Origin of the sequence: Paenibacillus dokdonensis (genome assembly GCF_004916975.1) — a bacterium.
In the GTDB taxonomy this organism is placed as follows: Bacteria; Bacillota; Bacilli; order Paenibacillales; family Paenibacillaceae; genus Paenibacillus_AQ; species Paenibacillus_AQ dokdonensis.
Genome location: NZ_STGQ01000002.1, coordinates 141,971 through 154,722 on the forward strand (window position 1 = coordinate 141,971; position 12,752 = coordinate 154,722).

Annotated in this window: 13 protein-coding genes; all 13 read right to left on the bottom strand. The window is 49.6% G+C overall.

Features of this window, described 5'->3' with window-relative positions; genetic code table 11:
* Positions 1 to 9: 9 nt before the first annotated feature.
* Entirely contained in the window at positions 10 to 447 is a 438-nt protein-coding gene (gene fabZ, locus E6W40_RS18740; protein ID WP_136607161.1) for a 3-hydroxyacyl-ACP dehydratase FabZ, read from the bottom strand.
* 272 nt (positions 448 to 719) lie between these two features.
* Positions 720 to 1,004, bottom strand: a complete 285-nt coding sequence (locus E6W40_RS30525; protein WP_136607162.1) for a DNA-directed RNA polymerase subunit beta — start codon at positions 1,002 to 1,004, stop codon at positions 720 to 722.
* Positions 1,005 to 1,017: 13 nt separating this feature from the next.
* Positions 1,018 to 1,839 (bottom strand): flagellar hook-basal body protein, encoded by an 822-nt coding sequence (locus tag E6W40_RS18750; RefSeq protein WP_136607163.1) that lies wholly within the window; start codon positions 1,837 to 1,839, stop codon positions 1,018 to 1,020.
* A gap of 120 nt (positions 1,840 to 1,959) precedes the next feature.
* Entirely contained in the window at positions 1,960 to 2,841 is an 882-nt protein-coding gene (locus tag E6W40_RS18755; protein WP_136607164.1) for a flagellar hook-basal body protein, read from the bottom strand.
* A gap of 110 nt (positions 2,842 to 2,951) precedes the next feature.
* Entirely contained in the window at positions 2,952 to 3,950 is a 999-nt protein-coding gene (mreB, locus tag E6W40_RS18760) for a rod shape-determining protein (protein ID WP_136608143.1), read from the bottom strand.
* Between the two features lie 198 nt (positions 3,951 to 4,148).
* Positions 4,149 to 4,430 (bottom strand): sporulation transcriptional regulator SpoIIID, encoded by a 282-nt coding sequence (spoIIID, locus tag E6W40_RS18765; RefSeq protein ID WP_036715046.1) that lies wholly within the window; start codon positions 4,428 to 4,430, stop codon positions 4,149 to 4,151.
* Between the two features lie 243 nt (positions 4,431 to 4,673).
* Entirely contained in the window at positions 4,674 to 5,420 is a 747-nt protein-coding gene (locus E6W40_RS18770; protein ID WP_136607165.1) for a M23 family metallopeptidase, read from the bottom strand.
* Between the two features lie 120 nt (positions 5,421 to 5,540).
* Positions 5,541 to 6,947 (bottom strand): stage II sporulation protein D, encoded by a 1,407-nt coding sequence (gene spoIID, locus E6W40_RS18775; RefSeq protein ID WP_136607166.1) that lies wholly within the window; start codon positions 6,945 to 6,947, stop codon positions 5,541 to 5,543.
* A 377-nt stretch (positions 6,948 to 7,324) separates the two neighbouring features.
* Complete coding sequence (murA, locus tag E6W40_RS18780; protein WP_136607167.1) at positions 7,325 to 8,677, bottom strand: UDP-N-acetylglucosamine 1-carboxyvinyltransferase; 1,353 nt, start codon at positions 8,675 to 8,677, stop codon at positions 7,325 to 7,327.
* 409 nt (positions 8,678 to 9,086) lie between these two features.
* Positions 9,087 to 9,344, bottom strand: coding sequence for a DUF1146 family protein (locus tag E6W40_RS18785; protein ID WP_136607168.1), 258 nt, complete (start codon positions 9,342 to 9,344; stop codon positions 9,087 to 9,089).
* A gap of 300 nt (positions 9,345 to 9,644) precedes the next feature.
* A complete protein-coding gene (locus E6W40_RS18790; RefSeq protein WP_136607169.1) occupies positions 9,645 to 10,055 on the bottom strand; it encodes a F0F1 ATP synthase subunit epsilon in 411 nt (136 codons plus the stop codon).
* A gap of 54 nt (positions 10,056 to 10,109) precedes the next feature.
* Complete coding sequence (gene atpD, locus E6W40_RS18795) at positions 10,110 to 11,513, bottom strand: F0F1 ATP synthase subunit beta (protein WP_136607170.1); 1,404 nt, start codon at positions 11,511 to 11,513, stop codon at positions 10,110 to 10,112.
* Positions 11,514 to 11,626: 113 nt separating this feature from the next.
* Positions 11,627 to 12,493, bottom strand: coding sequence for an ATP synthase F1 subunit gamma (gene atpG / locus E6W40_RS18800; RefSeq protein ID WP_136607171.1), 867 nt, complete (start codon positions 12,491 to 12,493; stop codon positions 11,627 to 11,629).
* Between the last annotated feature and the right edge of the window lie 259 nt (positions 12,494 to 12,752).

Sequence of the window (12,752 nt, forward strand, 5' to 3'; positions counted from 1 at the left end):
TATTCGTATTTAGGCTTTGGTTGGATCGGACAGGGCGAACATGATGTCGCCTTCAGCTACGATCTTGTCCTCAACCTTGGCTATCGCATGCCCCTTGCCTATACTACCCTTTAACCGAGTTATCTCCACTTCCAAACGGAGCGTGTCCCCGGGTACAACCTGCCCTCTGAAACGGAAGCCGTCAAGCCCTGCCAGAAAGCCAATCTTGCCCTTATTGCTCTCTTCCTGTAAAATTGCGGCAGCTCCCACTTGGGCCAAAGCTTCGGTAATCAGCACGCCTGGCATTACCGGATATTCCGGAAAATGTCCAATGAAAAACGGCTCGTTGATGGTCACATTCTTAATGCCGACCGCGCGCTTGCCAACCTCCATCTCCAGAATCCGGTCCACCAGCAAAAACGGAGGACGATGCGGAATAATCTCCTGAATCTCTTTGACATTTAGCATAACATCAAATCTCCCTTCAACCTTTTCTACTTGCTATTTTGCATAAAAACACGGATATACGTAAAAACTATAGTTATCCTTCACCAACTGCAGAAGTGAAGGTTCAGATAAGGGGCTCTGCCCGTCAGCCACGGTCTTAAGCGAAGTGGCGCGGATGGGGCCCTTTTGTTGTCTTCAAGTCCCCCATCATTATACATTTTCCGAGCAAAAAAAGAAAACTCCCCCGGGCAAGCGGGGGAGTACTGTCAATCGGTTGATGAGGCTCATCCGGATCAAGGAGCGAAGACCAAGTCGATGACATGCTGCCATGTCTTCCACTCGAACACTTCAGACAAGCTCTGCTTGCCGATGACCACATATCCGACAATCATTCCTCCGAGTAAAGCGAGTACCAGAAACAGCGGAATCATCCAACGGATGACAATTCTCCAGCGGGCTGTCTTTCTTCTGGCCGGCTTCTGGCTATCATTTTTTCCGTCTGTCCCAGCCTTTCCAGGCGTGTCTGTACGGTTCTGGACTCTAGTCAGCTTATCAGCAGGCTTATTATTATCACTCATAGCCGCTTCCACCTTAACCCCGCATATTGTTAGCCAGGTTCATCATCGTGTCGCTGGATGAAATCGCCCGTGCTGCCAGCTGGTAAGCACGCTGCATCTGCATCATATCCGTAATTTGGCCCATATAATCCACATTGGATTTTTCCAGATAACCCGAGCGGATGGATGTATCCTCTGGAATATCGCCAGTAACCGGCGGTGCTTCAAATACCTGACCCTCTGTCAAGCTGGTCGGAACCACGAACAGGTTGCCGTCCATCTGCTGCAGCGCATCCTCACGGAGCGGCTTAAGCACCTTGAGTGTACCGGCTTCCGTAACGATACCGCCCTCGTCCATCAGCACTTTGCCATGGGAGTCGATCGCTACCTTCGCATTATCCGGCACCTTGATATGCTCATTATTCTCATTCAGCACGAAATATCCTTGATTGTTCTGGAGTACCATGGATCCCGGTTCGCTTGGGTCAGGAGCGAAATGAAAGCCCCCTTCCCGGGTATAGGCGCGCTTGCCGCCCGCTTCAACCGCAAACATCCCGTTTCCCTCAATAGCAAGGTCCAGCGGATTATTCGTCTGATCGAGCGGTCCCTGCGTCATATCACGGGTCACATCGCCCGTACGGACTCCGTATCCGGTAGTATACCCAAGCGGAGAGAGTCTTCCCTGCTGCTTAAAATCTTTGGGCTGCTGCATCATGGAAGTCAGCGTATCCTCAAATGAGGTATCCTTCTGCTTGTATCCCACCGTATCCAGGTTCGCGATATTGTCAGCGATGATATCCAGCTTCTGCTGAATGCTGTTCATGGACACCATCGCACTGATCATGGAGTTATTCATCATAAACCTCCCTTAAATACCCCCAAATTAGTGGGCTTTGCTCCGAGGTCTATTCAGGTGCTTTGCGGTGACCCCGGTAATTTATAAAATCTATCATGCCTGAGAAAATTCTGACCGTCCTTATACTCTGCCTACTTCGTTCACGGCTTTATCCAGGCTCTTATCATAGAATTGAATGACCTTCTGATTCGCTTCATAAGCCCGGAGTGCCGTATTCATATCGACCACGACCTCGGATGCGTTCACATTCGAGCTCTCAATATTATTCTGACGTACTTCCACACGATCGGCTCCGCCAAATGCACGGACACCGGCTCCCTGCGGATCATCAACCCGGAATACACCTTCGCCATCACGCACCATCTGGTAAGGCTGCCCCACAACGGACACACCTATTTGCTGCCCTCGCGCACCAGTGGCCGGGTCTAGAACATACCCCTGCTCGTCCACTTTAAAGCTGTCTACCGGACCTGTCAACACAATCGGATTGTTATTGGCATCCAATACCTGGTAGCCGGTTGAAGTCAGCAATCTGCCGTCCGTGCTGACCTTGAAATTCCCGTCTTTCGTATAACGCGTCTGACCATCCTGATCCTCTATCGTAAAGAAAGCCTCGGGTTTATAAATAACATCGCCGTTTGCGCTGACAAACTTTCCTGAACCGTCAAACGTAATATTTTGCCCTGTTGCCGGATCCGTCATTTCCATATCGGATACCAGCGCAAAATCCGTCGGCTTGCTGCTGGCTTTAATGACGCCCTGCTGATACATCGACAAAGCTTCTTCCGCGAACACACCTGTGTTCAGCTTGCCGATCGTTGACACCGGAGCATCGCTATTCCCGCCAAGCATCGTAATCAGCATTTCCGGAAAAGAGCGGGATACGCTGTTAACCTGCTTGTATCCCGGTGTATTCACGTTCGCTAAGTTCTGTACCGCTGTATCGTGGCGGTTCTCCTGGGTCAGCATGCCGGCAGCAGCTGTGTAAAGTCCTCTTATCATGTGAGTGGGGGCACCCCTTTCATGGTCGTGCTGTATATTCAAGTAGAAGAAGTAATTCTATATTGAACGGGCTGTTAAAACCCATAAATGATATTAGATATATCGGCGTCTTAGAAAGATTTCTTAACCACTTTATCCAAATTATCCAGCATAATGCCTGTGCCCTTCACAACACAGTGCATCGGATCCTCAGCAATCAGCACGGGAACGCGCAGCTCTTCAGCCAGCAGCTCGTCCAATCCATTCAGCATGGCTCCGCCACCTGTCAGAATGACGCCGCGGTCGATAATATCCGCCGACAATTCCGGTGGTGTCCGCTCCAGCACCGACTTGGCTGCCGCCACAATGGCGGAAACCGGCTCCCACAGCGCTTCCTGGATTTCACTTGAAGAAATGGTGATCGTTAACGGAAGCCCGGACGCCATATCGCGTCCACGGATATCCATTTCGTCCTGGCGTCCGCCCGGACGCACGGTTCCGATGTTAATCTTGATATCCTCGGAGGTGCGCTCACCGATCAATAATTTATATTTGTTCTTAATATATCTAACGATGGACTCATCGAACTTGTCCCCCGCCATTTTAATAGAAGAGGCGGTCACGATGTCGCCCATGGAAAGCACAGCAACATCCGTTGTCCCGCCGCCAATATCCACTACCATATTGCCGCTCGGCTGGAATATATCCATTCCTGCGCCAATCGCTGCGGCCTTCGGCTCTTCTTCCAAAAACACATCTTTAGCCCCACTGCGTTCGGCTGCCTCGCGGATCGCCTTCTGTTCAACCGATGTAATATTGGTCGGTGCGCAGATGAGAATGCGGGGACGGCTGCTCCAAGTGCGTCCTCCCACACGGTTAATGAAATATTTAAGCATCGCTTCCGTAATGGCAAAATCAGCAATAACGCCGTCACGAAGCGGACGAATAGTCACAATGTTGCCCGGTGTACGCCCTATCATTTTGCGGGCATCTTCACCGACGGCAAGGACTCTTTTGGTGTCACTTTCGATCGTCACGACAGAAGGTTCGTCAAGAACAACCCCCTTCCCTTTGACATGTATGAGCACGTTAGCCGTGCCCAGATCAATCCCAATATCCTTGCTAAACATCATGAAAAGAGCCCCCAAAGTCATATTTTATGGTAAAAGAGTCCCTGAGCCTTTTGAAAGTCCCTTTTCGACAAGATGCGGCAGGATTATGTACATAGGGAAGCCGGGATCACAATTTTCGACCTTATACCATCTTTTAACATATCATACTTCAGGGGACGGATTCAATGGTTTAAAGCGCCCTTCGCTTTCATGAGATTATGATTTGGCGGATGCCACAGCTTCACGTTTTTTCGTCTTTTTGTATTTGATTTTCGTGGCTTCCCCTCCCCGGAGATGACGGATCGATTTGTGATATTCGAGAATGTGCTTAACCTGGTCTGCCAGATCAGGATTAATTTCAGGCAAACGTTCGGTCAGGTCCTTATGCACTGTGCTTTTTGATACGCCAAATTCTTTGGCAATTGTCCGGACCGTGTGCTTCGTCTCCACGATACAACGTCCAATTTTAATCGTACGTTCCTTGATGTAATCGTGCACGCTCCCGCCTCCCTACTGTGGATAGTTTGGTACATTATATGAGAGGCGTGCCTATATATTCGCGCTTTAAGGATCTGACAAGCTACGCAAGGCCCATTTATTTTCCGGAGCATGCAAAATAACCCCACAAAGTGGAGCCTTGCTTCGAAGTCCATTCAGGTACTTTACGGGGACCCCGGTCATTTATAAGTTCTATAATGTCAAAAAAGAAGGCAGGGGTTTCCCCTGCCTTCTTCATGCTTTTTATTTTTTTGGAAGCAGTTCTTCCGGATTGACCGGCTCACCTTTTTCATACACTTCAAAGTGTACGTGGTTCCCGAGATCCTTTTCAATCTCACTGCGGCCGGCTGTGCCGATCGTATCGCCTTGCTTCACGGTATCGCCTACTTTGACTTTCGCGTCGGAAAGGGCTTGATACACCGTTTTCACATCGTTATCATGTGTAATTTCGATGATCGTACCTGTCAGCGGCGGATTCAGTTCCACTCGGCTAACCTTACCTTCCAGCGCTGCCTTCACTTCAAACGTCTTATCGTCTTCGCGGCCCAAGTCTACACCGATATTCGGGATAAACATGTCATTGTACTGCACCATGGCTGCCTGGTTGTTCTCGGCAGTTCCATCTTTTTCAAAGAAAGGCTTCACGACTTTGACATCCTTGGCATCGGCTACCGGCCATGCCATGTCTACAACAGTTGCAGTGACTTCAACAGCTTTCGGATCCTTGGCGTCCTTACCAGCTTCATTCGTGGCAGGTGCAGTAGCATTTTCCGATACTTTAGCAGGGTCTTGAGCGAGATTCCTCTGGCTGGCATCCTGGTAGACCCAAACTAAGGTTAGTATAATTGCTGCTGCGGCCACGTATGCTGCCGGGTATACCCACCGTTTGGACAACAGCTTTTTCCATGCAGACGGCTGGCTAACCAGCTCTCCCTGTGATTTTTTAGGAGTTTCTCCATGGTTTTGATTACTTTTGTTTTGATCATTCATATGGTTATCACCTCAGTAATCATTGTTACCGGGGCAAAACCTTTTATACGTATCTCGCAAATTATTTTTTGAAAAGCATAGAGGATTAAAATAGAGCCTGGAAGCTGCCTGCCGTTCAATCTACTTTTTTATAAAATCCGAAGCTTTCGAAAATTGGACGCCAGTATAGTAGTGTTTCAGAATCTGGGTGGCGGTATAGCCTTCCTTGGCCATTCCTTCTGCGCCCCACTGGCTCATGCCGACGCCATGACCGTAACCGTAAGTCGTTATGACTACGTTCTTGCCGGAAGTCTTCCAGCTGAATTGACTGGAGCGGAGGCCTAGCTTCTCTCTCACTTCACGTCCGCTGAACTTAACCCCGCCTATCGAAATCTCCTTGATCCGGTGTCCGGTCGTAGATGAGAGAATTTGAATAAAAGGCTGCTGCTCTCCTGTGGTTGTTACCGGTACCGAATTCCCTACCAATCCCAGTTTGGTCAGGAAATCCTGACGGCTCATCTTCACGTCCTCTTCATATCCCGGCGCCTGCTCGTCCCAGGGACTCGCCACGCTGCGCAGGTAAGGAATGTTCTGATTCCAGTATTCTTCCGAATTTTCGGTATAACCGTTGCTGGTAGAGAAGAAGGACGCGGTAATAGGTTTGCCTTGATAGGTCATAATTGTATTCCGGGATTCTTCCACCGCTCTCTTCAGCTTGGCCAGCTGCTCTGTTTTCCCCTTCCACTGTGTCTCGAGCTGTTCCTTGGAGATATACGCCTGATGGCTCACGGTGTCGGTCACATCCGCTTGCGAGCCAGGTACGCCGCTCTTATCTCCGGCTGCCAGCCTGCGCATGATAAAGGTGCGTGCAGCAACGGCCTGTGCCTTTAGCGCCTCGAGGTCAAAGTCTGCCGGCATCTCTGCGGCGATGACCCCGACGACGTACTCTTCGAGAGGCAGCGTCTCGACCTTGTCCGTCTTCGATAGATAGACGGACACCTGCGGCTGTGCCACCGCTTGGGGCACAGCCACTGGAGCGACCGGCGCAGGTATGGGCGCCGGCTTCGGTGCAGGCTGGTGATGCGTTGCCACCACCAGCACGGGGATCAGCAGCGCCAGCGCGAGCAGCCCCCCCGCCCATACGGCGGGGTGCAGCCTGCGGGCGCTGCCCGGGCGATGCGGCCGCCTGGCGCTGCCGCGGCCGCGGGAGGGCAGCGGGGCCCATGGCCGCCGCCCGGGGGCTTGCCGGGCGCCTGCGGGCGCGCCCGGCTCTTCGTGCCGGAGTGCTTCGCGCGGCTCCGGCGCCTCTGGCGCAGCGGCCTGCGGCGGCTGCGCGCTTGCACCCGGCAGCACGCTCAGGTGCTGCCGGGGCTTGCTGCCAGCACCGGGCTTCAGCCTGATGCCCGGTGCTGGCCCTCCGGCCGGGCTCTGCTCCCGGCCGCCCCCTGCAGCAGCTTGTGCATCCGGCTGATGTATTGAAATGTCCGGCTCCGCCGCTTCATTTTTCTGTGCAACCGATACTTTAATTTGTGTCCGCGGGTCGTTCATATGCTTCCAACCTCCATTGATCCTTAATCATTTGCCTCTTCATATAGAATGTAGTTAGAGAGTTTATTTCCTCATCTTCCGTTCATTCTATATAGTAGACTCCCCATCCAGTCGGGCTAGGTTTCCTCTCTTAGGCGATGCTCTTATCTCAATCTCTCGCCTCTCTTACTCCCGATATGTATAGTTATGAGCCGTGCACAGATGATAGAACCCTTTTTAAGAGATAAGAAAGATTCATATGAATGGACGGAAAACACAAAAAAGACCGGACCCTAAGGTCCGATCTTCTTCGCTATTCCATATTCATTTACAGTCCAGGTTCTTGCCTTTTTCCAGTACAATGTTATTCGTTTCTTCATTAACAAAGTCCGAAACGGTTATACCCAAGTTGGCTGGATGTTGAACAAAGGAACCTCTTCTTCCAGCTCCACCTTTTTCTTCACCGGAACTGGTTGATCCAGTACAGGCTCTTCCACGGAGATACGCCAGATATCAGCGCCAAGCGCGGACAGCTTCTCAGCCAGGTCCACGTAACCGCGGTCGATATGATGCGTGCCACTCACTTCCGTTGTTCCTTCGGAAACAAGTCCTGCCAGAATCAACGCTGCGCCTGCACGCAAATCCGTTGCGCATACCTTGGCGCCTTTCAGATCAGCGCCACCCGTGATAATAGATGTACGCCCTTCTACCTTGATCTCCGCATTCATGAGCTGGAATTCATCTACATGCATAAAGCGGTTCTCAAAGACTGTCTCGGTTACAACACTTGTACCTTCGGATTTCAGCAGCAGCGCCATCATTTGCGATTGCATGTCGGTCGGGAACCCTGGATAAGGAAGCGTTTTGATGTCAACAGCCTTCAGCGGTTGATTAGCTGTGACACGAACGCCATTCTCATCCGGTTCAATGGAAACGCCCATCTCTTCCAGTTTGGCGATCACTGGACCCAAATGATCCGCAATCGCACCTTCGACATACACATCGCCGCCTGTGATCGCTGCAGCTACCATGTAAGTACCTGCTTCAATCCGGTCAGGAATGACCGTATGTTCTGCGCCATGCATCTTTTCAACGCCCTCGATCCGGATCACGCCTGTGCCCGCACCGCGAACCTTGGCGCCCATTCCGTTCAGGTAGTTGGCCAAATCGACAATTTCCGGCTCTTTCGCCGCATTTTCGATTACGGTCACACCTTCAGCGAGAGTGGCGGCCATCATAATATTTTCAGTAGCACCTACGCTGGCTACATCCAGATAGATTTTAGCCCCGCGCAATCTGCCATTCATTTTCGCCTCAATATAACCTTGTCCAAGACTGATCTCGGCACCTAAAGCCTCAAAACCCTTCAAATGCTGATCAATTGGTCTTGTTCCAATGGCACAGCCTCCAGGCAAGGAAATCCGCGTATGCCCCATTCTAGCGAGCAAAGGACCCATCACCAGAAAAGACGCACGCATTTTTCGCACCCATTCGTAAGGTGCTTCGCAAGAGGAAATAGCTTGGGCATCAACCCTCATTACATCATTATCGTATGTAATGTCTGCACCTATCGATTCCAACACTTTACTGATTGTAATTACATCGTCAAGAGGAGGTGCGTCATATATGACACTTACTCCTTCTTCCCCAAGAAGAGAGGCAGCGATGATCGGAAGAACTGAATTTTTTGCTCCGCTGACTTTCACGCTTCCGGTCAGTTTATTGCCACCGCGGACGATAAATTTGCTCATCATGATTCCCTCCGCGTTCCATTTTTTTCCACAATTCAATATTTTCAGAAATTACATAGCTAATTCCCTAACTTCCATCATAACACCGACCTTTTCATGGATACAAGCGTTTTTTGGCGAATGAGCCCAAAAAACGGATAATCCTGGGACTCAAGGCCTATGCCTGAACCCAGCCAGATCTGTCAAATGAATCAGAAGGGATTTTGTGCACGCCGAATCCGCTGTGTAAGACTCACATTACGCTGTCATCACAGCATAAATTTCAAAAAAAATAATATAAGCTTTAGTTCGTTTTATACTGTTGTATTCATTGTTGACATAAAAAAATGTTATTATTCGACACATTCATCGTCTATGCGACATTCGTTACGAAAGCAACCTAACAGAGATATAACCAAAGACTGCCGCGTTAAAACATATACTTAACCATTTGGCTCCAACTTAAGTAATCAAGCAGGAACTTGGCAACGAAGTGTCCCATAATAATGGCCAGCAGCAGATGAAGGAGCTTGCCTTGTGCACTCTTGGGAAAGCGAATGAACAGGTCCAGCTTCAGATTCTGCAGCGCCCACCAAGACAGACCAATACAGATCAGAGAGACAATAATCGAGATCAGACCGCTGACGCCCATACTGCCTACCAGGCTGTTTCCAAGGCTTGAATCCATGGTGACACCTCCATCCTTCAGGATTAACCCACCCTTATATATTCAAAGGACTATTATATAATACTGGGCAAAGCACAAAGAATCCAGCTTCAAATTCGTAATTATTAAATTCTTTTTTAATAAAGCGCTTTCTCCGTTATTATCCCTAATTAAGTGCCCTTTTCTTTCATTCAAATGAGGTCATTTCCTCGGAAATATTCCCAAAAATAGCTTTCCGTTCAACTTTTTGCATCAAATTGTTACATGATTCACAAAAAAACAGCCCGTCTCAAAACGACAGAGACGGGCTGGACTGCTTATTTATTTTTTGCCGCCGAAAACATTGATCCGGTTAACGGCTTTTTGCAGAGCCAATTCGGCACGGCGGAAATCAATTTCATCCTGCTTGCCGCTGACTGCAAGTCGGCGCTCAGCGCGTTCCTTGGCAGCCTCAGCACGCTGCAAATCGATTTCTTCAGCTGTCTCGGCACTTTCTGCCAGCACAACCACTTTGTCCTTACGGATCTCCACAAAGCCGCCATTCACCGCAATCTGGCTGGTTCTCTTGCCAGTTTTGACGATAAGCGGAGCGACCTGAAGCGGGGTAACCATAGGAATGTGTCCCGGCAAGATACCGAGATCGCCTTCCACACCCCGAACCGTCAGGCTTTCTACCTCTCCGGAATATGCCAAGTGATCCGGCGTCACGATTTCCAATAAAAAGGTACTCACGTTCATCCCTCCTGAACAGCTTGCTTTGGAGGCTAAAAGCCTCCCTTGCAGGACTTATTCCAGTGTTTTTGCTTTTTCTACGGCTTCATCAATCGTTCCTACAAAGAGGAAGGCTGCTTCAGGAAGATCATCGTGTTTACCATCGAGGATTTCTTTGAAACTGCGGATGGTTTCTTTGACAGGTACATACGTACCCGGCATGCCGTTAAATGCCTCCGCTACGTGGAACGGTTGGGACAAGAAACGTTGGATTTTACGTGCACGCGCAACGAGCAATTTGTCGTCTTCACTCAGCTCATCCATACCGAGGATCGCGATAATATCTTGAAGCTCATTATAGCGGGCAAGAAGCTGCTTAACGCCTTGAGCTACATTGTAATGCTCTTCGCCTACAATTTCAGGTGCCAGGATACGGGAACTCGAAGCCAATGGATCTACCGCTGGGTAGATACCCATTTCGGAGATTTTACGCTCCAGGTTCGTCGTTGCATCCAAGTGGGCAAATGTTGTTGCAGGAGCCGGGTCAGTATAGTCATCCGCAGGCACGTAGATGGCCTGGATAGACGTTACAGAACCTTTTTTCGTGGAAGTAATACGCTCTTGCAATTGACCCATTTCAGTTGCCAGCGTTGGCTGGTAACCTACTGCGGACGGCATACGGCCGAGCAAGGCGGATACTTCGGAACCAGCTTGGGTAAAGCGGAAAATGTTATCGATGAAGAGCAGCACGTCTTTACCTTCCTGATCACGGAAATATTCCGCCATCGTCAGGCCTGTCAATGCTACGCGAAGACGTGCGCCCGGTGGTTCGTTCATTTGTCCGAACACCATCGCGGTCTTCTTGATAACGCCGGAATCGCTCATTTCATGGTACAAGTCATTACCTTCACGAGTACGTTCACCAACACCTGCGAATACGGAGATACCACCGTGTTCTTGCGCGATGTTGTTGATCAGTTCCTGAATCGCAACGGTTTTACCTACACCCGCGCCTCCGAACAGTCCGATTTTACCGCCCTTTTGGTAAGGAGCGAGCAAGTCGATAACTTTAATGCCTGTTTCAAGCATTTCTGCTTGAGTAGACAGCTCATCATATTTAGGAGCTTCACGGTGGATCGGATTGCTCACTTCTGCAACCACGTCACCTGCTTGGTCAATCGGTTGGCCCAGTACGTTAAATACACGGCCGAGTGTTACGGAACCTACTGGAACCGTAATTGGAGCGCCTTGATCGACAGCTTCCAATCCGCGAACCAGTCCGTCTGTGGAAGACATCGCGATACAACGCACGATGTTGTCGCCCAGATGGTTTGAAGCTTCCAGGGTCAGGTCGATCTGGCGTCCGCCAGCGACTGCACCCTCAATTTTAATCGCATTGAAGATTTCAGGTAGTTGACCTCTTTCAAACTCGATGTCGACAACCGCACCCATAATGCTGATTACGCGTCCTTTGTTCATCTTTTTTGTTCCCTCCTACAAGTCTGCTTATATGCAAACCTTCATCGTAAGCTGTAAGTAGCTTAACGCCATATTCCGTTCATGGGGTTTGTCATTCATACAAAACATTGTTTCTAAGCCTGAGCGTTGGCACCGGCCACAATCTCGGAAATTTCCTGAGTAATGGCTGCCTGACGCGCACGGTTATACGTAAGTGTCAAATCGCCAATCAGCTTGGTTGCATTCTTGGTTGCAGATCCCATCGCTGTCATCTTCGCTCCGAGCTCACTCGCTTTGCCATCCAGCAATGCGCTGAAAATCAAAGTTTCCGCATATCTCGGCAGAAGCACTTCAAGCACGCCTTCCGGAGATGGCTCATACTCGTAGCTTGCCGTTACACCAGTTGTTTGACCTTCCATGTTGTCCATAGGCAGAAGCTGATCCACTTCAGGAATTTGAGTCAGTGCGTTCACGAAACGGTTGTAACAGATAAACAGTTCATCAATCTGAGAATCCTCGAACTGATGGACCGCCGCATAAGCGATCGACTTGATATCCGCGAAGGAAGGCGTATCAGACAGATCCGTTACCTCCTGCACAATCGGCATTTCCCGGCGGCGGAAGTAGTCACGGCCTTTACGGCCGATGACGAAAATCACGTATTCGTCTGTAGACTTATGCTTCTCTTTGATCGTAGTCATCACTTTTTTCAAAATGTTGGCGTTGTATCCACCGGCAAGACCACGATCTGAGGTAATTACCAGATAACCGGTCTTTTTCACGGGGCGTTTCTCAAACATCGGATGCTTGATGCCTTTTGTACCGGAAGCGATGCTGGACACCACTTCTTTCAGCTTATCAGAGTAAGGACGGGCATGCTGTGCCATTTCCTGAGCTTTTCTGAGCTTGGAGGCAGCTACCATTTCCATCGCTTTCGTGATTTGCTTGGTACCTTGAATACTCTTGATCTGACGTTTTATTTCACGCAATCCTCTTGCCATGTTTTCACCACCTCAAAACTTTGGCTGAGCCAAAGTTACTTCGAAAGCATAAACCTTAGCTTTGACTGGAGGTCAAAGCTGACATCGTAAGCATAAACAGAACTTTGGCTGTGCCAAAGTTTACTTCGTAAGCATAAACCGAATTTTGGCTGTGCCAAAGTTACTTCGTAAGCATAAACCTGAACTTTAGCGAAGCTAAAGTTCACTTCGAAAGCATTAGCCTACCTTTGACTGAAGGTCAAAGCGCTTATATCTGAAA